The 21314-nt window shown below is 33.6% G+C and carries 19 protein-coding genes and 2 tRNA genes; 5 read left to right on the top strand and 16 right to left on the bottom strand.

Features of this window, described 5'->3' with window-relative positions:
• Positions 1 to 82: 82 nt before the first annotated feature.
• The 3 genes from GTO82_RS03280 to GTO82_RS03270 all read right to left on the bottom strand — a co-directional run bounded on the left by GTO82_RS03280 (position 83) and on the right by GTO82_RS03270 (position 3705).
• Positions 83 to 156: transfer RNA gene (locus GTO82_RS03280), tRNA-Arg, on the bottom strand.
• A gap of 157 nt (positions 157 to 313) precedes the next feature.
• Positions 314 to 1084 (bottom strand): Cof-type HAD-IIB family hydrolase, encoded by a 771-nt coding sequence (locus GTO82_RS03275; protein ID WP_180873731.1) that lies wholly within the window; start codon positions 1082 to 1084, stop codon positions 314 to 316.
• A gap of 86 nt (positions 1085 to 1170) precedes the next feature.
• A complete protein-coding gene (locus GTO82_RS03270; protein ID WP_180873729.1) occupies positions 1171 to 3705 on the bottom strand; it encodes a M1 family metallopeptidase in 2535 nt (844 codons plus the stop codon).
• Positions 3706 to 3885: 180 nt separating this feature from the next.
• Here GTO82_RS03270 and GTO82_RS03265 point away from each other — a divergent pair, with 180 nt between their 5' ends.
• Both GTO82_RS03265 and GTO82_RS03260 read left to right on the top strand, forming a co-directional pair.
• A complete protein-coding gene (locus GTO82_RS03265; protein ID WP_180873727.1) occupies positions 3886 to 4800 on the top strand; it encodes a hypothetical protein in 915 nt (304 codons plus the stop codon).
• Positions 4801 to 4904: 104 nt separating this feature from the next.
• Positions 4905 to 7289: a Xaa-Pro dipeptidyl-peptidase gene (locus GTO82_RS03260; protein WP_180873725.1), complete on the top strand. Its 2385-nt coding sequence runs from the start codon at positions 4905 to 4907 to the stop codon at positions 7287 to 7289.
• A gap of 158 nt (positions 7290 to 7447) precedes the next feature.
• Here the strand turns inward: GTO82_RS03260 and GTO82_RS03255 are convergent, their stop codons facing one another.
• The 11 genes from GTO82_RS03255 to map form a co-directional block, all read right to left on the bottom strand.
• Positions 7448 to 8722: a sensor histidine kinase gene (locus GTO82_RS03255; RefSeq protein ID WP_180873724.1), complete on the bottom strand. Its 1275-nt coding sequence runs from the start codon at positions 8720 to 8722 to the stop codon at positions 7448 to 7450.
• A gap of 10 nt (positions 8723 to 8732) precedes the next feature.
• Positions 8733 to 9398, bottom strand: a complete 666-nt coding sequence (locus GTO82_RS03250) for a response regulator transcription factor (protein ID WP_180873722.1) — start codon at positions 9396 to 9398, stop codon at positions 8733 to 8735.
• 4 nt (positions 9399 to 9402) lie between these two features.
• The gene (locus tag GTO82_RS03245; protein ID WP_180873720.1) at positions 9403 to 10014 is read right to left on the bottom strand and encodes a GTP pyrophosphokinase; all 612 of its coding nucleotides are present in this window, start codon (positions 10012 to 10014) and stop codon (positions 9403 to 9405) included.
• A 56-nt stretch (positions 10015 to 10070) separates the two neighbouring features.
• Entirely contained in the window at positions 10071 to 10925 is an 855-nt protein-coding gene (locus GTO82_RS03240) for a low temperature requirement protein A (protein ID WP_180873719.1), read from the bottom strand.
• Between the two features lie 98 nt (positions 10926 to 11023).
• A complete protein-coding gene (locus tag GTO82_RS03235) occupies positions 11024 to 11185 on the bottom strand; it encodes a low temperature requirement protein A (protein ID WP_260983180.1) in 162 nt (53 codons plus the stop codon).
• Positions 11186 to 11270: 85 nt separating this feature from the next.
• A complete protein-coding gene (locus GTO82_RS03230; RefSeq protein WP_135352038.1) occupies positions 11271 to 11681 on the bottom strand; it encodes an OsmC family protein in 411 nt (136 codons plus the stop codon).
• A gap of 12 nt (positions 11682 to 11693) precedes the next feature.
• Complete coding sequence (locus GTO82_RS03225) at positions 11694 to 13241, bottom strand: ABC transporter permease/substrate-binding protein (protein ID WP_180873717.1); 1548 nt, start codon at positions 13239 to 13241, stop codon at positions 11694 to 11696.
• Positions 13234 to 14196: an ABC transporter ATP-binding protein gene (locus GTO82_RS03220; protein WP_180873715.1), complete on the bottom strand. Its 963-nt coding sequence runs from the start codon at positions 14194 to 14196 to the stop codon at positions 13234 to 13236. The genes GTO82_RS03225 and GTO82_RS03220 overlap by 8 nt, the downstream gene beginning before the upstream one ends.
• Positions 14197 to 14326: 130 nt before the next feature.
• On the bottom strand, positions 14327 to 15232 hold the full coding sequence (galU, locus tag GTO82_RS03215) for a UTP--glucose-1-phosphate uridylyltransferase GalU (protein WP_180873714.1): 906 nt from the start codon (positions 15230 to 15232) through the stop codon (positions 14327 to 14329).
• 73 nt (positions 15233 to 15305) lie between these two features.
• The gene (locus tag GTO82_RS03210) at positions 15306 to 16214 is read right to left on the bottom strand and encodes a YihY/virulence factor BrkB family protein (protein WP_061400474.1); all 909 of its coding nucleotides are present in this window, start codon (positions 16212 to 16214) and stop codon (positions 15306 to 15308) included.
• A gap of 14 nt (positions 16215 to 16228) precedes the next feature.
• Positions 16229 to 17053, bottom strand: a complete 825-nt coding sequence (map, locus tag GTO82_RS03205; RefSeq protein WP_004897022.1) for a type I methionyl aminopeptidase — start codon at positions 17051 to 17053, stop codon at positions 16229 to 16231.
• 185 nt (positions 17054 to 17238) lie between these two features.
• Between map and GTO82_RS03200 the strand changes: the two genes are divergently transcribed.
• From GTO82_RS03200 to GTO82_RS03190, 3 genes are all read left to right on the top strand, one after another.
• On the top strand, positions 17239 to 17685 hold the full coding sequence (locus tag GTO82_RS03200) for a flavodoxin (protein ID WP_004897021.1): 447 nt from the start codon (positions 17239 to 17241) through the stop codon (positions 17683 to 17685).
• Positions 17678 to 18187, top strand: a complete 510-nt coding sequence (locus GTO82_RS03195) for a GtrA family protein (protein WP_180873712.1) — start codon at positions 17678 to 17680, stop codon at positions 18185 to 18187. The genes GTO82_RS03200 and GTO82_RS03195 overlap by 8 nt, the downstream gene beginning before the upstream one ends.
• Before the next feature lie 76 nt (positions 18188 to 18263).
• A protein-coding gene (locus tag GTO82_RS03190) for an IS3-like element IS1223 family transposase (protein ID WP_180873711.1) occupies positions 18264 to 19666 on the top strand; the annotation gives its coding sequence in 2 pieces (ribosomal slippage) (positions 18264 to 18738 and positions 18738 to 19666; 1404 coding nt in all).
• Positions 19667 to 19716: 50 nt separating this feature from the next.
• Here the strand turns inward: GTO82_RS03190 and wecB are convergent.
• Together wecB and GTO82_RS03180 are read right to left on the bottom strand one after the other, a co-directional pair.
• A complete protein-coding gene (gene wecB / locus GTO82_RS03185; RefSeq protein WP_180873710.1) occupies positions 19717 to 20859 on the bottom strand; it encodes a non-hydrolyzing UDP-N-acetylglucosamine 2-epimerase in 1143 nt (380 codons plus the stop codon).
• A gap of 353 nt (positions 20860 to 21212) precedes the next feature.
• Positions 21213 to 21285: transfer RNA gene (locus GTO82_RS03180), tRNA-Arg, on the bottom strand.
• Positions 21286 to 21314 lie beyond the last annotated feature (29 nt).

Below are 21314 nucleotides of genomic sequence, written 5' to 3'. Positions count from 1 at the left end.
AGATGTTTTATCTGCAATTGGTCTATATCAAAAGTAGAAAAATTGCACAAAAAAAAACGCCCCATACGGAGCGTCATATCAGTGATTTGGGTGAGATTCGAACTCACGACCCACGGTTTAGAAGACCGTTGCTCTATCCAGCTGAGCTACCAAACCAATTCCTTAACAGAACATATTCTAGTATAGGGAAAAGGGACTTATATGTCAATTACTTTTTTAAATTTTTTTGATTTTAATTTAAATTTTTTATCTACACCATTTTTAAGAATATAAAAATAAGGAACAACAACTAATATTTGTCATTCCTTTTACTTTAAATCAACTTATAGTGCTTGCATGCATTAAAGATGCCATCTGCATCAATATCAGTAGTTACATAGTCTGCAATATGCTTTACTTGCTCTTCGCCGTTTCCCATTGCAACTCCAAGTTTAACAGCTTTTAACATTTCTAAATCATTTTCCCCATCACCAAAAGCCATTGCATCTGCTAAAGTTTGACCTTGCAGGTCTAGATACTTTTCAATACCAGCTAATTTACCACCGTCTTTTGAGATGATATCTACTGCATATTCATTCCACCAACTTAATTTACAATTAGGTAAATCATTCACTAAATTCTTTAATTTTTCTCGGTCTCCATATGCAATAAATTGATAAACTTTTTCTCCGTGGTATTCACCAACGGGTGCAACCTTACTTGAAACAGCTTTTTGAGCAGCTACAACCTCATCAGTTACAAAATTAATATAAGGTCCTTCTTTGCCAATTGTAGTAATTGGAACAGTTTTTTCTTTGATTAATTGGACCATTCTTTCAGTATCCTTCTCATCAATTGGATTACCAAAAATTTCTTTTCCATTTCCATCTAAACAAATTTGACCATTCATCGTCAAATAACCGTCAAATTTCAAATTTTTGACTGGTAATTTTTTCAATTGACTCATATCACGGCCTGTAGCTAGCACTAATTTATAGCAATTTTCATGTAAAAGCTTAAGTGCCTTCCTAGTACTTTCTGGAACGCTATCAGTTTTATGAGAAACTAACGTCCCGTCCACATCAAAAAATATTGTTTTTACCAAGTCCTGTCACCTCTATCTTTTCAATTATATCAAAAATGCGCTTTCAAAACCGAAAGCGCATCTTTTAATTATTTATTTTTCAAATTTTAGTCAACAGCTTTAGCAATGGCAGCGTTAACAGCAACCTGTTCTTTCTTAACTAAGTTAACCTTAGTTTCAATTACCTTAGTATCCATCTTAATTTCACGAGTTAAGCCTGGAGTATTGATCTTTGGTTCAAAGAAGTCTTTGAATTGATTCAATCTTTCTTCAGTATGGAAAATATTTGCAGTTACAGTAATAAAGGTTGCAAATTCCATATCTCCACCTACAGTTGCTTCAAGCCATGGCCACTCTAGCCTAATCCAGTTCCAAGCTTGTTCTTGGCCAAATGGATTAGCTAAAACATTACGGTACCACGCACGTAAGTCTTGTGGCTTAATGATTTCAGAATTTTCAAAGTCATCAACAATTGCATCAATGATTTCAGGCATTTTAGTTGAAGTAATACCAGCACACAAGTCTTGCTTCAAACTTGCATCAGAAGTTTCTTGATACTTCTTAAGAAGTTTATCAAATAAGGTCATGTTACCAAAGTTCTTAACTTCGTTAACCAAAACAGCACTTCTAATATCGGCGGAAATACCTTCTAAGTTATCAGAATGTTCTGAATAGATAGTATGTAGACCGTTAATTGTCTCATCATTACCAGCATATAAGGAAGCTGCAACAACATATGGTCTAGTTAAGTTATCGTCATTAGATTCACCAGCTTTTGGAAGTAATCCTAGACGCTTAACTTGTTTTTCAGAAAGCAAATTATAAAGCTTCTTTAAGTCTTTTTCTTCCTTAGAATCTGGAGTTACAAAATTACGTAAAGTAGTCATAATTCTGTATAAGGCATTATTAACAATTGGTGAAGTAGAATCTGCAAATTTAGGAAGAAGTGGAACAATGTCTGCATAAGACATGTGACCACCTTCAGCTAATAATCTGAAGTCTTGTAATAATTGCAATTTATCAACCGCATCTAATTCATCAACGTGATTCAAAATGTCATCAAGTAAGGTCTTATCATATTTAACAATGAAGTCTGAATTATTACCTACATTTAAACGGAATGGCACACCATTGTCAGCAATTAAATCAGCATAATCACCAACAACTAATTTTTCATCCTTCATAATTTTTGGAACAGCAGCGTAGTTTGAATTTAGTGGGATTTGCCACTTACGTCCTACTTCCTTACCTTCACCAATAAAGAATTGTTTTTGAGTTAAAACTAACTTACCATCTTCAACTTTTGCGCTTACTACTGGGTAACCTGGTTGTTCAAGCCAAGAATGCATAATCGCACCAATGTCTAAGCCACTTGCTTCTCCAAGTGCCTTCCATAAGTCATCCCCAGTTGCATTACCATATTTATGAGCAGCAAAGTAGTTCTTCAAACCTTCACGAAGAGCTTCATCTCCAAGTAAGGCACGAACCATTACTAACATTCTTGATCCCTTTGCATAAACAATAGCTGAGTCAAATAAGGCATCAATTTCAGCTGGATCATTAACCATAACATGAACAGATTGAACACCGTCTGTTGCATCCCTTTGGAGAGCTGCTGGAACTTCTGAAGTTTGGAACATTTCCCAAATCTTCCAATTTGGTTCTAAGGCATCAATAGCCACATATTCCATCATATTAGCAAAACTTTCGTTAAGCCATAGATTATCCCACCACTTCATAGTTACTAAGTCTCCGAACCATTGGTGAGCTAATTCATGGGCAATAACTGTAGCAACTAATTGCTTCATTTCTAATGAAGTATTATCCGGATCAAGCAATAAGTATGCTTCACGATAAGTTACACAACCCCAGTTTTCCATCGCACCAGCTGAGAAGTCAGGAAGTGCTACTTGATATGAATGCTCTAATGGATAGGGAGTTTCATAGAAATCTTCAAAGAATTCAATTGAACGCTTAGCAATATCCAAGGCAAAATCTAATTCTTTTGCTTGGTGAGCTCTCGTAGCAAAAACACCAATTTCAACGCCAGATTTTGTCTTAGTTAATTTTCTTTGCATATCACCAAAGACAAAAGCAACTAAATAACTAGACATACGCAGAGTTGGTTTAAAGTAGTGAACCCCATCTTTAAACTTCTCTTCTGGTTGGTTAGAAATAATACTTTCACCAGGTTTTTCATCAAACTTAATTGCAAGTGCAAAAGTAGCTTTTGCTTCTGGTTCATCAACACATGGGAAGGCTTGACGAGCAAAGGTGGTTTCAAATTGTGTACCAATTAATTGCTTCTTTTCACCATCAACTTCATAGTAAGAAGGATAAATTCCCATCATTGTATCAGTCAACTTACCTTCGAAGTCAACTTCAATTTTCATCTTACCTACTTTTCCAGCTTCAATATTAATTACTTCATCTTTATCGTTGTAATTAAAGTCAGCCTTCTTTTGATCTACTCTAACAGAGGTAATCTTTAAGTACTTTTGATTTAGTTTGACTAATTCTTCTTGTGCTTCACCGATTACAACAGTCTTACCATGAAATCTCTTCTTTTCACGACTAATATCTAAATAGATATCGTAATGTTCCGGATGAAAAGTTTCATAAAAGCGTTTTACTTCTGTCATATTTTGACCTCCAATATTTTAACTTCTCAACTATTTATTATAAGAAATTAAAATCTTACTTACCAGTTTTTGGATTAAATTAAAAATAATTTAAATTTACAATTGCATTTATTGTAGTATTCTAGTTTAATTATGATAACATAATTTATTTTAATTTAAAAAGGTCGGAAGGAATAGGTTATGAAAACAATTTTCAAATTTTTAGCCCTACTCTGCTTAGCTACTAGCATAGCTATAGGAAGTAGTACTTTTATTGTTTCAGATCAACCTGCTTTTGCCTCAATGGGATCTACAGGTGGCGGTAGTACAGGCAGTGGAGGTGGAGGCGGAGGCGGAGGTAGTAGTTCAAGTGGAAGCGATAGTAGCTCGTCTTCTGATTCCTTCGGCCCTATTGATATTATCGCCCTTATTTTTCTGTTTATTTATGGCACCATAAAAGGAACAGAAGGGATATGCTTAGCCCACCATCTTAAACGACAATATCATTCTGCTTATCTTACTAAGTTTGGTCTCAATCCAAAAGTCACACCAGCTTTTGGCCTTTTTACTCCCAATACTACAATTAAAAACTTCGAGCACCTGCTTTATAAACTAAATATTAAATTAGATAATCCAGATGGCGACTTAGATACAAATTTTACTGAAGTTTACGCACAAGCACAGTATCTTTATAGTCAAATTTTAAGAGAAAAGTATGTCAACCATCACTATTCACCAAAAGACTTAAAAAAATACCTTGATAAAAATTACTATAAAGTAATGACTAAAGAAATTAAGCTTAAAGTTTCCAAAGGAACAATTGATGAAACAGTAATCAATAAAGTTAATGTAGTAAAATATGCCAAATTAGATGAAAATCTAATTATTGTAAAATTAGACGTCATCGGCCAAGATCGAGAAGTTCAGTTTAATAAAAATTTCGAAAATAGTTTTGAGCGTAATAGATGGAGCGATTACGTAATTTTTGGAAAAAATAAACATGGTCAATATAAAATTATTAACTTAATCTATGGTGAGCATTTCCACTTAAACGGTAAGGATTTCAACCATCAAGCTGGATTAAGTAAATATAAATATAAAGAGAAAAAAATCTAATTAGATTTCGCATGAGAAAAGCAGTGTCTTTCATTCTTCTTTTATTTAATTAAAACTAGTAAAATAAAAATTAAGAGAAAAGACAAAAAGGAGTGCTTTTTATAATGAAATATAATCAATATGGCTATTTAAAAACAGACTTTGACCAAATGGTTAAAGAACTACAATCTATTAACTTCTTACCTAATGATTGGAAAGAAAATAGTTTTTCGGGCCTTTTAGCAACGCTAGTTGAAAACTCTGTTGCTGAAGCCAAAACTTATGGCGCAAAAGAAGCCAAATTAGCAGAATTTGCAGTTAGTGATCATAAAAATTTAAAAGATTTTCTAGCTGAAAATCCTAATTCAATTTCACGTAACCAATTTTATAATGTTGCCCTGCAATTACTTGGCTATCATGTTGGCTATGACTATGACTTAAATGATCCACTAGCACGAATGAAGACTAATGCCCTTCCTTATACTGATCAAGAAGAAATTGATCGTAATGAATTAGTTAAAGTCTTCTACCGCCTACTTAACACTCGCGCTAAAAATGGCCAAACTTTCATTGATAATATGGCTGGCAAAGGTTACTTCACCCAGTTCTACGGTAATAATAAATTTATGTACTTTAATGGTAAGTCACTCCCAGTTTTTGATATGAGTAAGGTTATTCGTGAAGTGGTTTATGTCGAAAGTGATCTTGATACTGATGAAGATGGTAAACCTGATTTACTTCAAGTCACCGTCTTTCGTCCTTATCAATCAAACAACTTCAAGTTCCCTGCTCTCTATACAGCAGATCCATACTTTGGCGGAATTATTGCTAATGAAAAACGAAACCACAATGTAGATGTCAATCTAGAAGATGCGACTAAGAGTACTTCTCCTAAGTATGAAGCAATGCCTACTGCTAAAGCTCAAAAGCCTGCTAGTGAAGATCAAGCTGCTACAGAAGAAGCAGTACACAAAGCAGCCTATTCTCTAAATGAATATTTATTAGCACGTGGATTTGCCAATGTTTATGCTGGTGCAATTGGAACACGCGGTTCCGACGGTTTAAGAATTACTGGTGCACCAGAAGAAACTGAAAGTGCTAAAGAAATTATTGAATGGCTCCATGGTGACCGTATTGCCTATACTGACAGAACTAGAAAGCATGAAACAAAAGCATCCTGGTGTAATGGGAATATCGGAATGACTGGTCGTTCATACCTTGGTACTCTTCAAATTGCAATTGCTACTACAGGCGTAAAAGGACTTAAAACCGTAGTGTCTGAAGCTGCAATTTCTTCTTGGTATGATTACTACCGCGAGCATGGTTTAGTCATTGCGCCAGAGGCTTGCCAAGGAGAAGACTTAGATATGCTAGCTGAAACTTGTCAGTCTAATCTTTGGGATGCAGGTGACTATCTAAAAATCAAACCTAAATATGATGCAATGCAAAAGCGTCTTTTAGAAAAATCAGACCGTGAAACTGGTCAATATTCTGACTTTTGGGAAGCTAGAAATTATCGTCATCACACTGATAATATTAAATGTTCCTGGATTTCAGTTCATGGTCTTAATGACTGGAATGTTAAGCCTAAGAATGTTTATAAAATTTGGCAAAAAGTTTCTAAATTACCAATCGCACATAAACTATTCTTACACCAAGGTCCTCACTACAACATGAATAACCTTCTTTCCATTGACTTTTCTGACCTAATGAACTTATGGTTCTGTCATGAATTGTTAGACATTAAAAATAATGCTTACAAGCAATGGGAAGATGTAATGATTCAAGATAATTTACAACCTGACATTTGGCATGAAGAACCAACTTGGAATAATGAATTAGGTAAAAAAGAAATTTACTTCCCAGATAAGAGCGGCAGTCTCTTAAAAGATGGCGGAGAAGATAATTATAAAGTTTCATTTACAGACCAAGGTGGAAAAATCTTTAAAGAGGCTAAGATTTCTGAAGGAAAATGGCAGTACGACTTCATTTCTGGAGAAGAAAAATGGCTTGATCAACAATTGCGTTTTGTAACTGATGAATTCATTCATACTGTTACAGTAGTTGGTCGTCCTAAGATTAAAATGAGTGTTTCTACTTCTCTTCCTAAAGGACAAATTTCTGTAGCTCTAGTTGATTTAGGTACTAGAAAACGTCTTACCCCAATTCCTAAGTCATTTAACGATCAAATTCAAGAATTAGGCTACCGTTTCGGCACCGAAGTAATGAAAGAATTCGTTCCTGATAAAGAAACCAAGGCTAAATTAATTACTAAAGGTCACATGAATGTTCAAAACTATGCAGATATGAAACATGCCGAAAAAGTTGAACCTGGTAAATTCTATAATTTAGAGTTTGAATTGCAGCCTACCTTCTATCGCTTACCAGCTGGTGCCCGATTAGGTTTAATTATCTACTCAACTGATCAAGGAATGACCAAGCGTCCATTAGAAGACGAAACTTATACTATTGATTTAGATAAGACACAATTGATTTTTCATGAGATGTAATGAGTGATAGGATTATCCCAAACTATTAATAAGGAGAAGTTTAGAATATGGAAACATCAAGTTCAACAATGTATTGGGTATTATTTTAAATAATATTTTAAAATTTACAGTATGCAAAAAGCAGCTAGTCTTCAAAAAAGAAAACTAACTGCTTTTTCTTATTTTGCTAATTTCAAAATTACTGTAAAGATAATCATATCATCTTTATGACTAACATGAATTTTCCCATGAAATGTGTGAACAATCTCTTGTGCCATTGCTAATCCAATTCCAAATCCTGATTGCTTTGAATTGTGTGATTCATCTTCTCGATAGAAACGCTCAAAGAAATGCGAATAATCTTTTCCTTTTCCTTCTTTATAAGTATTAGCAACTTTTAAGATGGCATTTGTTCCTAGCCTTCCTTTAGTTAAGGTTACGTGCACTTTCCCATCTTTATCGCAATATTTACGAGCATTGTCTAATAAGATGTTAATCAGTTCACTTAAAACATTTTTCTCTGCTTTAACATATAAATCTGGCATAATCATTCCATTATATTTAAGATGATTTTTTTGCATCACAGACTTAAAGCTATTGACATTCTTTTTAACAATTTCAGAAAAATTCACTTTATTTAGGACCACTTCACTGGTTTCACCAGTCCGAGCTAGTGCAATTAATCGGTTAATTAACCTTGTTAATCGATCAACTTGTTCCTTAGTGCTTTTATTCCATTCAGAATTATTGCCTAACATTTCTTCCATTTCGGTATTAGCAGCAATAATGGCCAAAGGAGTTTTTAATTCATGGCCAGCATTGGTAATAAACTCACGTTGTTTACGATATGTTGTAATAATTGGACCAATCGCTTTTTTAGAAACCAAAATCAATACCAGTGCAAAAACAATCAAAGCCCCAATTCCTAAAACAATCGATACCCTAACTAGTAGCGAAAAACGATGATAAATCAGTGATTCATTCAAATAAACAATAAATTTACGACCAGTCTGATTTTTTCCAACACGGTAAGCATACTGATTATTACCAATTGTCACTACGCCATCTGTTGTCTTATCCTTAAAAATTCTCTTACTTGTACTAAGAATCTCAGCTCGTCCAACATCATAAACATTGTCATCATTTACTATTCGCGGATTACTCTGCGGAGTCTCGGCAACAGTGAAATAACGATATTGAAAAACTGCCTCCGGATTATATTCGCCTGCCAAAAAATTCTTATTAATTGGATCTTTTTGATTACCAAAGACTGGCTTAGCATTTCGAGGAGTTAATTGTCCCTGATTATTTACTAAGACTGTTAAAACTCGATCAACCTCATTATGACTTTGGGTATAGCTAACTCCTAATAAAGCACCTAGGGTAATTACGAGTACTATAAACAAAGCTGCAATTGACATTCCAATAAATTTCCAACGAAACTTTTGGATCATTTTAGCTCACCTACCTAATTAAGGAAAAACTACCACCTTTTTCACCGACAATCTGAACTGAGCTTTGAATTGACTGCAACTTTTGTCTTAAGTAAGAAATATAAATCCAAACAACTTCTTCACTAGCTTCCTCATCATCTTTCCAAACATGTGCTAGTAAATCTGAATTTGAAAATTCTTTTCCTTCATTAAGCATCAAATAATTCAAAAGTTGAGTTTCTTTACTTCCTAAACGAATCGAATTGTGACTGACTAACTCTTGTTCAGCAACATTTAAAGCGAGGTCTCCGACTTCAACCTCATTAGGTGTATATTGATCATCACGTCGCTCTTTTGAACGTAAACGTGCTAGCAGCTCTTTCAGTGAGAATGGCTTAGTTAAATAATCATCAGCTCCACTATCTAACCCCGTTACTCGGTCATCAACTTCTGCTTTTGCAGTTAACATTAAAACATAAGTCTTATCGCCACTCTTGCGAATCTCCTTTAGAGCTGTGATTCCATCCATGACCGGCATCATAATATCTAAGATGATAACGTCATATGAATTTTTCTTAGCAAATTCAACTGCATCCCGACCATTAAAAACAGGATCCACCTCATAATTAACACTCTGCATTGCTGCTACTAAAACACGAGATAGTTGTTCTTCATCTTCTGCAAGCAAAATTTTCATTAAGTTAATCTTCCTCTCTAATTAAATGGCGCAAAGTCTGCATACTTACATCACAAGAAGCTAATTCATCAGCCACTCGCTTCAACTCTTTACCAATCATTTCGGGATTCTTTATCTGGTGCTTATACTTCATTTCATGCTCTAAACTAGCCCAGGTATCCATTGCTATTGTTCTAAGTTGTATTTCGACATAGTAGTGACCAGGGGTGTTTCCTACGATATCTTCTTCGGGTCTTTCAACATCTAAAATCATGTGGTAAGAACGATACCCATTTGGTTTAGCATTTGTAATGTAATCTTTTTGCTTGACGATTTCTACATCGTCCCATTCCTTAATTAAATCAATACAGGTATAAATGTCATCAATAAAATTGCAAACCACACGAATCCCTACACTATCTCGATTTTCCTTTAAAGCTGATTCTGGCGTTACTGGCAATTCTTTTCGTTGACATTTTTCAATCATACTTTCTGGACGTTTAACTCGTCCAATCAAGTGTTCATATAGGCTATCGCCAGTTTTCTCTTGATGAAGTTTATTTTCTTTTCTAAAATACTCCAACATTTGATTAAGTAAACTATCTAGTACTGGAGTATAGCCACCATAAATATCCATGTTAATCCCTCTTTATTAATTTACTAATATTATAGCAGTCGAGATTTTTTTACTAACTATAATAATGTTAATTTAAAGAATTTTTGCTTTTCATTAGAAAAACTAAGAAAAAGGTCAGATTTCATATTAATAAGCAGATCATAACCCACAAAATTAGAATTCTTAACTAACCATAAAATTAAAGCTCCAATAATAAATATAGTTAAGAGAGTTATTGCTTCGATTTTTTTAAATTGACATACTTTTTTACTATAAACTTGGTTCACAATCAAAGAGAAATAATAAAGTGCGACCGTACCTATAATTAGCCCGTACAGAAATTTATGGTCCACATTTTTATTATTTAAATATAGAGTGTCTACGGTCATTAACAATACAGAAATTACAATCGCAATATGACTATACATTAAGACAAATCCTCTGCTAATTTGATGATGGTTAATGATCTTATCAGATAAAAGTACATAGCTAGCAAACATTAAAACTAGTAATAAAAATGCAGCATACATAAGAGGCGTCTTACTATTAAAGTAATTTGCTAAATTAACAATTACTTCTCCAAACGCAATAATGACTATCAAACTGACTCTCTCCACCAAATGAGGGAAATTAACTCTTTCAGACTTAAATTTTTCCCATAAAAAGATTGGTAAAATCAAGCCAATAATATAAGCAGCAATACAGAAATAAATCCCGACATAATAGCCAAGCATCAACCCTAGAATTATTAAAAAGAACTCTATCCCTAAAATAAATAAGAATTCTCTTTTATCATTAACTTCATTAATCAACGTGAATAAATATTGGTAAAATATTGTTGCAATCATTACAGCCATCGCAATATTAAAATAGTGAAAGGTTATGCGCCAGTCTGTATTAATATTATTGGCTAAGTAAACTGCCGTAAACATATTTAAAACAAGTCCGGCAATATCTAAAAAGTTATTCTTGCTATATCAATTAAAATAAACAACCTGATAGAGTCAGATTTCCATCACTACAACTACGACTAACAAAAACTCCAAAAAGTAGTTAAAGGAATTCCTCCATTAACAGGATGATGAATCATCGCAGTAATTCTAGAAATCGCATATACAAAAACTAAATCGAAGAATAATTCAAACATGCTAACTGGTTTAGCAACTATTTTTTCACTTAAACTCCTCCCCAAACTTAATTAGTTTCTAGCTTGCCTTACATTCATAAAAAAATCAAAAATGCCCTTAGTCTTATCCGACTAAGAGCAAATTGATAACTTAATTTTCTAATTCTACGTATGTTTTTACACTCTGTGATACTGTTTGATAGACAGTTGAAACATGTAGAGTATGATCTAAAAAGTCTTGTTTTTCTTCTTGAGACATAGAGCTTTCAAAAGAAACCGTAATCAACATTTCACTAACAACTGACTTTCCATGGCCGAGTTTAGTAGTAATTGCCTGATTTGTTACTTTAAAGTTCTTTACATCTAAATGATGTACATTTGCAATCATCCCTGCAGAAATTGAAATACAAGAGTTAACAGCACCAGCTAAATATTCTACTGGATTCGGGGCAACATTTTTACCACTTGCTGATTCATCAGCCATGAATTTATTTTTCTTTGTTCGATTTTCAATTTGCCAAGGAGTATCAGTTAATTCACTTTTTACTGTATATTTTGTCATTTTTTCTCTTTTCTAAATTAATTCATGTTTTACCAAATAATCATGAGCTACTTTAGCAGGTTTCTCCTGCTTAACATTAACTTGATAATTCATTTCCTGCATTTCTTCAGTAGTAATTTTACCAGCCAATTTATTTAAAGCCTTTACAATTTGAGGATTTCTCTCTGCAAATTTTGCCCTCATTAGAGGAGCTCCCTGATATGGTGGGAAGAATTTCTTATCATCATCTAGCATTACTAAATTATACTTCTTAATTTCTGCATCTGTCGTATAAGCATCAACAATATTAGCTTGATTATCAGCAATAGCATGATAGCGAATGCTCGATTCAGTACTCTTAATTGAAGCAAAATCTAACTTATAGATTTTCTTTAAGCCAGGATAGCCATCTTTTAATGAAGTGAAGTCCGGATCAAAGGCTGCATGTGCTTTTTTATTTACACGGTTTAAGTCACTCATCTTGGTCAAGTGATTGTCTTTAGCAAATTTTTGTGTTGTAGCTAAAGCATAACCATTTTGGTAAGCCATTGGCTTCAGATATTCCATATCAAATTGTTTCTTTAAGTCGCTTCTAGCTTCTACATAAACTTGATTTGGATCATTCCCGGTCTTTTTACCAGTTTTAACTAAAGTTTGTAAAACTGTACCTGTAAATTCAGGATAAATATCAATCTTATCTGTTTGCAGAGCTTTGAATAAAAACGTTGTTCCACCAAAGTTAGGTTTTAAAACCACCTTAGTATTGGGATCATTCTTTTCGATTAGATCCTTATACATATTAATCAAAATAGCTGGTTCGGATCCCATTTTTCCAGCAATGGTAATCGTCTGTTTTGGTTCAGCAACGTTCTTAGAAGTATTAGCATAATGTGTATACACACTACTTCCACCCCAAATTATTAAAGCTAGACCAATTAGTACACTTCCTACTTTTAGACGTTTATTATTTTTTGAAATAAATTTCAAAACGCCACTAAATATTAGAGCAAGCAACGCAGATAAGATTGCTCCCATTAGAACTTCAGTATTATTGTTTGAATTAATCCCAACGTATATATAAGTCCCTAAGCCTCCGCCACCAATTAAAGCAGCTAAAGTAGCAGTCCCAATAATCATAACCAGCGCAATTCTAATCCCTGCAACTATCATTGGCATAGCCATTGGAATTTCTAGTCGCTGCAACTTTTTCCATTTAGTTAGCCCAAAGGCAGTGGCTGCTTCTTCCAGATTTTCGGGTATTTCTGTTAATCCTGAATAAGTATTTTGAAATATCGGCATAATTGCATATAAAACTAATGCAATGACTGCTGGCACAGTTCCTATTCCAACAAATGGTAGCAGTAAACCTAGAACCGCCAAACTAGGAATTGTTTGAATAATTCCCGCTATTTGAAGTGTAAATTCAGCAGCTTTTTTGTGACCTTTTAAAATAAAAGCCAGCGGAATTGCAATTACCATTGCAATCAGCAAGGCAATCAGAGAAATCTTAATATGAACAAGTGTGGTAGCCCAAATTTGTTCATGTTCAGTTAGTAACATCTGCCATAGTGATTTAATCATGTCCAGCCACCCACTTTAAAAAGAAATTCCAAACTCTTTTTGGCTCAATTAAAAATTCTCCAAACCTGGTCTCTGCAACAAACAGAGTATCAGGATGGTTAGAACAATCTTTAATTAAATCCTCTACGCTATCAACGTGATAACGAACAAGGGCATCCACTTTAGGATAGAATCGTGGATCTACGCCCAATTCACTCTTCAATAAAGTTTCAAGGTCGAGCTTTTGATTAATTCTATTTCCTGCAAAAAATTCCTGTACAAATTTTGTAGCAGGATGTCTTAAAATTTCTCTAGGTTTGCCAACTTGTTCTAAAACACCTTTATGCAGAACTCCAATTGTGTTTCCTAAACGAATAGCTTCTTGCATGTCATGTGTTACAAACATTACTGTCTTATTAAATTGTTCATGTAAATTAATAAGTAAGTCTTGTAGTTGCTTTCTTACAACTGGATCAAGAGCAGAAAAAGGTTCATCCATTAAAACAACTTCAGGATCCGCTGCTAAAGCCCGAACAATACCAACTCGTTGTTGTTCACCACCTGATAGTTCACTCGGCATCCGATCACAATATAATTTTGGATCCAAATCAACCGATTTTAATAGCTCTTCCTGTTTTTTTCGCCGTTCTTTGCGATCAACACCTTCTTGCTCTAACACAATTGTAATATTTTCACCAACAGTTAAATTTGGAAACAAACTAGCTGTTTGCAATACATACCCTGTCCTTTCTCTTAGTTTACGCAAATTATATTCTTTTATTGGTTTATCATTTAGAAGAATCTGTCCTTTTGTTGGTTCAATAAGACGGTTAAACATCTTTAACAAAGTTGTTTTTCCGCTTCCACTTGGTCCAACTAAAACAAAAATATCTCCTTTTTTCACTGCGAAAGAAACATCTTTTAAAATTTCTTGTCCATCGTATTTTTTTGAAATATTTTTATATTCAATCATCATTTTACCCTTATAAAAATAGTTATTTATATTTTCTCACTATTTATAAGCACTTGGCAAAAAGATTACACCTTTTTTAGCAAAAAAATAAGACTGACAAAATAGTCAGTCTTATAGTTTCAAAGAAGTCTTATTATTTCTTCTTTGAGTTTTTATCTTCTTTTTGTAATTTTTGAGCCATGTTAATAATGTACTCACGTAAATCATCTTTAATTTGAGGGTGAGATAAACCATATTCAATTGATGTTTCAAGGTAACCTTCCTTGTTACCAACATCATGACGTTCACCATTAAATACATGAGCGAATACTCGTTGAGTCTTGTTCATAGTATCAATAGCATCAGTTAATTGAATTTCACCACCACGACCAGGTTTTTGATGTGCTAAAATATCAAAAATTTCTGGAGTTAATAAGTAACGACCGATAATTGCGTAGTCACTAGGTGCCTTATCTACATCTGGCTTTTCAACAAATGCTTTAACGTTAATCAAACCAGGTTCAATTTCGCTATCTGGATCAATAACACCATACTTAGAAACTTCTTCATGTGGTACAGGCATAACAGCAATAGTTGATGCATGAGTCTTATCATAACGATCAATTAATTGCTTAGTTAGTGGAGTCTTATCTTCCATTAAGTCGTCACCAAGCATAACAGCAAATGGTTCATCCCCAACGAAGCTACGAGCTCTTAAAATCGCATCCCCTAAACCAGCTGGGTATGGTTGACGAGTATAGTAAAGGTTAACACCTAGGTTAGTAATTGATTGGGTTAAGTGTAAAAGTTCAGTTTTACCCTTTTCTTCCAAATCTTGTTCTAGTTCTGGGTTAGCATCAAAGTGATCTTCGATGGAACGCTTGTTTTTACCAGTAACAATTAAGATATCTTCAATTCCAGATTTTTTAGCTTCTTCTACAATAAATTGAATTGTTGGTTTATCAACAATTGGTACCATTTCCTTTGGCATAGCCTTAGTGGCAGGTAAAAATCTAGTACCTAATCCAGCTGCTGGAATAACTGCTTTTCTTACTTTCATTTTATTCTCCTCACAAAATAAGCTTTCCTTAGTGTATTTTACCAAACTTCTAGAAACTTATTTAGACAATTTGCTATTTTTTTCTAAAAATTCTCAAAATCGGGCTACGACTGTATTCAATTTTTCTACCTTTCAATTCATCCCCTGTGGCATTAAGACAAATACCAAGCAAAAGTAAAAATGAACCTACATTTAGCCATAACATAAAGATTATAAAAGAACCTACAATTCCATAGTTTTGCCAGCGCGTTCCAAATTGCCTTAAATATAAACCAAAGAAATAGGATAAGGCGCTCCAGCTCACTACAGTAAACCATACTCCAGGCCATACGATGCGCTTTTGTACAGTGATGTTGGGAATGACATAGTTAATATACAAATTTATAATAACCATAACCAAAATTATAATCGGCCAACGATAATTTTCCAACTTATATACCCACCACAAGGATAGATTAAAAATTGGAGCTAAAAATTCCATAATTTGTCTACCAAAGGTAACGACAAAAATTATAATTGAAAAACCAACTACCAAAACCACAGAAAGAACAAACGTAAACGTTCTAGCAAGTAAATAGTTCCACCATGACTTACCTTTTTCTTTTTTATCAACGCCATAAATTTTATTTGCTGCTAAGCGAATTGAATTAACCAAACAACTTAAAGACCAAATAGCAATTACAATACCAAGAGAAATAAAACCACTGGAGTGTTTTTTCAATAAAGCATTAATAATTGGCATAATTAGACTTGAAACTTGAGATGGAAAAATCAATTCAAGATAACGAGCAATTGGCTCAGTGTCGATATTAAGCAAAGGTAAAACATTTCCAATAATAATTATGATTGGAAAAATACTTAATAGCACATAGTAAGCAATAATAATTGAAGTCTGATTTATCTCGCCTTGGCTAATATATTTAGATAATAACTGAAAGAACTCTGTTATACGGTTTTTAGTCTGATTTAGAAAAGAATTCATGATTTTATTATCTATTAATCTTCATCTAAAAAGTGAGGAAGATATTTTTCGTAGCCATCATATGGCTTTTGCAAAGTTAAGATCTTTGGTCCATCTGGAGTAATTGCAAAAGTATGTTCAAATTGAGCAGCCTTTGAGCCATCTGGAGTTGCATAGTAAACCCAATCATCATTAGGATCGGATACAGTCTTTTGTTCGATTCTCCAGTCACCACCAGCTTCAACCATTGGTTCAACCGTAATAGTCATTCCTTCACGTAAACGCAAACCATGACCTGCTTTACCCCAGTGAGGAACTTCTGGATCTTCATGGATTGATGGTTGAATACCATGGCCTACAAGTTCACGCACATCACCATAGCCATTTTCATCTTCAACATAATTTTGAATAACGCTACCAATATCACCAATACGATTTCCAACAACCGCTTGATCAATTCCCATGTACATTGCTTTCTTAGTAACGTCCATTAATTTTTGGTCTTCGGCAGAAATTTCACCAACACCATAAGTAGTACATGAATCAGTTTCGTAGCCATCAACGTTGCAAGTAACGTCAACGCTGACTAAGTCACCCTCTTTTAGGATCTTATCTTTTCTAGGAATTGCATGAGCAATTTCATCGTTTACACTAATACAAGTTCCATACTTATATCCTTCAAAACCTTGTTCTGAAAGACGACCACCATGTTTTTTCATAAAATCTTGAGCAAATTCTTCAATTTCCCAAGTTGAAATTCCAGGTTTAATAACATCACGTAACCCTTCAAACATAGCTGCTAAAACGCGACCAGATTTTTGCATACCTTGCAATTCGCGTTTTGATTTAATTGTTATCATTAAAAAGTCTCCTTTTTTAATTTATATACTCCTAGCATACCTTAAATAGGTATGAATTTGTAGTTATTAAGAAAGTCTCAACCATTCATTATAAAGCTTTTCTTAAATAATTTCTCTTAAGATTTACAAACTTCTATACTTCTTTAGTATAATAAGAGAAAACGTTATAGAAAGAAGTTTTTTGCATGAAAGCACAAATTGTCTTTGCCAGCATGACTGGTAATGATGAAGATATGGCAGAGATTTTAGAAGAAAACTTACAAGATGCAGGTTTTGACGTAGAAAATATTGACGTCAGTTTTGCAGATGCTAGCTCTTATCTTGATGCTGACCTTTGCGTGATGGTTACTTATACATATGGCGAAGGCGTTATGACTGATGAATTGAAAGACTTTTACGACCAACTAATTACCCTTGACTTATCTGGTAAAAAATTTGCTGTAATGGGCTCAGGAGACAAGACCTATAAAGATCACTACTGTGAAAATGTAGATGATTTTGAAAAAGCATTTATTAAATGTGGCGCTATTGAAGCCGCAAAACCAGTTAAAATAGAAAATGCAGTCGATGATGAAGATATCGCCTTAATTGATCAAGCTACTGAAGAAATAGTTGAGGCATTTAATGGCTAAAAGTCATCATAAAAGAAAGGGACAAAAGATTACTCAAGAGCAGTTAAGAAAACTCGGGAGTAAACTCGTTGCCAGACACCGAAATTTTTATGTTTATGTTATCTTCGGTTTTCTAGCAGCCCTTATCAATATTGCCTGCTTTCTTTTATTGCATAATATTTGGAAGATGCCTGTGATTTATGCCAACACAATCGCATTTATTATTTCTAATTTAGCCTCTTTTTCTTTTAATAAACATGGTGTATTCATTCAAAATGTTGATAAAAAGCATGGAGTAGTTTACCAAATTTGTTTATTCTTTATTTACCGAGTTATTAGTTTAATCCCGGATAACTTAATTATGCTAGTTGGTATTTCTTGGCTTCATTGGAATGCATTTTTTGTAAAAATAATCGATCAAATTTTAGTAGGTATCTTCAATTACTTAACTACCAAATCAATTTTTCTTAATACTAGTGGTAAATTCGCTAAAAAATTTAAAGACTACTTTAATAAAAAGTGATCTAAAAAAGCTCCATAAAAATGAAGTGCCTCATAATTGTTAGACATAAAATCTAATAATTATGAGGTATTTTTTTATGACCAAATATTCGACTGAATTAAAAATTGAAATTGTTTCCAAATATTTAAATCATGAAGATTCAATAAAAGGTTTAGCTAAACAATATAATATTCATTGGACTCTTATTCGTAGGTGGGTTGATAAGGCTAAGTGTCAAGGTTTAGCTGCCTTATCTGTTAAACATACTAAAACTACTTATTCTTCTGACTTTAGGCTAAATGTGGTACGCTACTACTTAACACATTCTATTGGAGTTTCAAAGGTAGCGGCTAAGTTTAATATTAGTGATTCTCAAGTATACAATTGGGCTAAAAAGTTCAATGAAGAAGGATACGCTGGGCTGCTGCCTAAACAGAAAGGTCGGCCTAGGAAAGTGCCTAAAAAGAGTAAGAAGACAACTAAAAAGTTAGAACTTAGTGAAAAGCAAAAGTATGAAGAAAAAATTCTTAAGCAGGAAGCTGAATTAGAAAGACTTAGAGTGGAAAATCTTGTCTTAAAAAAAGTGGCTGCCCGATATCCACGTTATCCAACAAACAAAAAACACAATTAATACAGGATATTCGGGCAAAACACCATCAAATTAAACTTAAGGTCTTATTTAAGGTGCTTAAATTAAATAGAAAGACTTACTATGACAATGTAAAAAATAGAATTAATCAAGCTGATAAGTATGCTTTAGTAAAAGAGAAGATTCAAGAAATCTATTATGGCTATGAAGGACAAGAAACATATGGTTATCGTCCTATGTGGGGAGCGTTAAGAGATGAAGGATTTAAATTTTCTCTAGAAACAGTACGTAAGTTAATGAGAAGTTTAGGAATAAAAACAACAATTTATCATAAAAATACTGGTAAATATAGTTCGTATAAGGGTAATGTAGGAAAGAAAGCACCAAATATCCTAAATCAAACTTTTGATGAAACTATCCCCTATAAAGTTCTTCATACCGATGTAACCGAATATAAACTAACTAACGGCAAGAAAGTTTATATTTCTCCTGTAGTAGATAAAGCTTCTTTGGAGATTCTAGCTTGTGCAGTAAGTTACTCTCCTGAAATGAAAACTATTTATAATATGCTAGATGAACTAGCAGATAATCTTCCACCAGGAGCTGCTCCTATCCTTCATTCAGATCAAGGCTTTCAATATCAGAATCCAGGCTATCAGGCTCGACTAAAGAAAATGAATATAATCCAAAGCATGTCCCTAAAAGGAAATTGTCATGATAATGCACCAGGAGAAACGATATTTAATCTAATGAAGAGAGAAAAACTGAATCGACTTAAGATTGGAAGTTTAGAAGAGATGAAGGAAATTCTGAAAGATTATATTTATTGGTTTAACAATGTTAGAAGATCAAACAAATTAAAATACACGACTCCTGTAAAATACAGAAATCGTGTATTATCAAATCTTTAAAATTTTATAAATGTCTAACTTTTCTATGGCACTTCAAAATGGAGCTTTTTTTAGTTAAAATCAACTGGTTTTTGATTATGTTCCTTGTCAAAATAATAAGCAATTGCATCCATAATCCGATCAGCTGCCTTTCCATCCCCATATGGATTTTTTGCATTCGCCATTTCAGTATAAGCTTTTTCATCTTCAAGTAAACGTATCATTTCAGCACGAACCTTATCTACTTCGGTTCCCACAAGCTTTAAAGTTCCAGCTGCTACCCCTTCAGGGCGCTCAGTTGTATCACGTAAAACTAATACTGGCTTACCTAGAGAAGGAGCTTCTTCTTGAACTCCACCCGAATCAGTCATAATAAAGTAGCTTTTTTTAGCTAAATTATGAAAATCAACTACATCTAGTGGTTTAACCAAGTGAATTCGCGGATCGTCACTTAATACCTCTTTAGCTACCTTTTGTACACGTGGAGACAGATGAACCGGATAGATAATTTCAACGTCTTTATGACTATCAACTACCTGTTTCATAACTTTAAAGACGCGTCGCATAGGTTCTCCTTGATTCTCTCTGCGGTGCATGGTAACTAAAACAATCTTACTATCTGGGTTAATTTCATCAAGAACATCGTGATGATAATCTTCTTTAACCGTCTGTTCCAAAGCATCAAGGGCAGTATTCCCAGTCACATAAATATTGTCAGCGGGATGATTTTCCTTAATTAAGTTTTGTTTGCTTAATTTAGTTGGTGCAAAATATAAATCAGTTAAATCATCAGTCATTTGCCGATTCATCTCTTCTGGAAACGGAGAATACTTATTCCAGGTTCTAAGGCCAGCCTCCACATGGCCTAACTTTGTTTGTTCATAAAAAGTTGCTAAGCCAGCCGCAAAGCTAGTTGTTGTATCCCCATGAACCAAAACAATATCTGGTTGCTCTTTTTTTATTACTTTAGCCATATCAAGCATTACTTTTGAAGTAATATCTTCTAATATTTGATTTTTATGCATGATATTAAAATCATAGTCAGGTTTAATTTTAAAAATATCTAAAACCTGATCCAACATTTCACGATGTTGAGCACTTACGACTGTTATCTCTTCAAAACGATCATCTTTTTTTAGCTTCAACACTAACGGTGCCATTTTAATAGCTTCTGGTCTAGTACCAAAAACTGTCATTACTTTTACTTTATTCATAATTTATCCTTACCTTATATCTTGTATCTTCTACTATACCCCAATTAAATTTTCTTTGGTACTATTTGTCAAACTACTTTATACTTATATATTATAAGGAAAGTGAGCAATTTATGTTTAGTTTTTTATCTTTAGCTGCAATTTTAATTACCATTATAGTCTTTTGCTTAGTTTTCCTCTTTGGGAACTCTTACCCACAAAAAAATAAGCATGTTTTAATTGGAATTATTGCAATATTACTAATTATTTTTCTCTGGATTGTTTTAGAGATTTTTATTAACCCATTAAAATATGTTTAAGATGAATAAAAAAGCATTTCTTCTAATTAATTGAAGAAATGCTTTTTTCATGTATGACCCCGGTGAGATTCGAACTCACCTCTACGGTTTAGGAGACCATTGTTCTATCCAGATGAACTACGGGGTCAGGACTAGTTTCTACTTTAACATAAAAAC

The organism is Lactobacillus johnsonii, from assembly GCF_013487865.1.
Classification (GTDB): domain Bacteria; phylum Bacillota; class Bacilli; order Lactobacillales; family Lactobacillaceae; genus Lactobacillus; species Lactobacillus johnsonii_A.
This window is presented reverse-complemented; position numbering and strand designations above follow the sequence as displayed.

Excerpts from the sequence above, each read along its gene's own strand:
- GTO82_RS03255 (WP_180873724.1), bottom strand. The coding sequence starts at position 8,722 with ATGATCCAAAAGTTTCGTTGGAAATTTATTGGAATGTCAATTGCAGCT.
- GTO82_RS03220 (WP_180873715.1), bottom strand. The coding sequence starts at position 14,196 with ATGATGATTGAATATAAAAATATTTCAAAAAAATACGATGGACAAGAA.
- GTO82_RS03200 (WP_004897021.1), top strand. The coding sequence starts at position 17,239 with ATGAAAGCACAAATTGTCTTTGCCAGCATGACTGGTAATGATGAAGAT.
- wecB (WP_180873710.1), bottom strand. The coding sequence starts at position 20,859 with ATGAATAAAGTAAAAGTAATGACAGTTTTTGGTACTAGACCAGAAGCT.
- GTO82_RS03240 (WP_180873719.1), bottom strand. The coding sequence starts at position 10,925 with ATGTTTACGGCAGTTTACTTAGCCAATAATATTAATACAGACTGGCGC.
- GTO82_RS03265 (WP_180873727.1), top strand. The coding sequence starts at position 3,886 with ATGAAAACAATTTTCAAATTTTTAGCCCTACTCTGCTTAGCTACTAGC.
- GTO82_RS03210 (WP_061400474.1), bottom strand. The coding sequence starts at position 16,214 with ATGAATTCTTTTCTAAATCAGACTAAAAACCGTATAACAGAGTTCTTT.
- GTO82_RS03245 (WP_180873720.1), bottom strand. The coding sequence starts at position 10,014 with ATGGATATTTATGGTGGCTATACTCCAGTACTAGATAGTTTACTTAAT.
- GTO82_RS03270 (WP_180873729.1), bottom strand. The coding sequence starts at position 3,705 with ATGACAGAAGTAAAACGCTTTTATGAAACTTTTCATCCGGAACATTAC.
- GTO82_RS03250 (WP_180873722.1), bottom strand. The coding sequence starts at position 9,398 with ATGAAAATTTTGCTTGCAGAAGATGAAGAACAACTATCTCGTGTTTTA.
- GTO82_RS03230 (WP_135352038.1), bottom strand. The coding sequence starts at position 11,681 with ATGACAAAATATACAGTAAAAAGTGAATTAACTGATACTCCTTGGCAA.
- galU (WP_180873714.1), bottom strand. The coding sequence starts at position 15,232 with ATGAAAGTAAGAAAAGCAGTTATTCCAGCAGCTGGATTAGGTACTAGA.
- GTO82_RS03225 (WP_180873717.1), bottom strand. The coding sequence starts at position 13,241 with ATGATTAAATCACTATGGCAGATGTTACTAACTGAACATGAACAAATT.
- GTO82_RS03260 (WP_180873725.1), top strand. The coding sequence starts at position 4,905 with ATGAAATATAATCAATATGGCTATTTAAAAACAGACTTTGACCAAATG.
- GTO82_RS03195 (WP_180873712.1), top strand. The coding sequence starts at position 17,678 with ATGGCTAAAAGTCATCATAAAAGAAAGGGACAAAAGATTACTCAAGAG.
- map (WP_004897022.1), bottom strand. The coding sequence starts at position 17,053 with ATGATAACAATTAAATCAAAACGCGAATTGCAAGGTATGCAAAAATCT.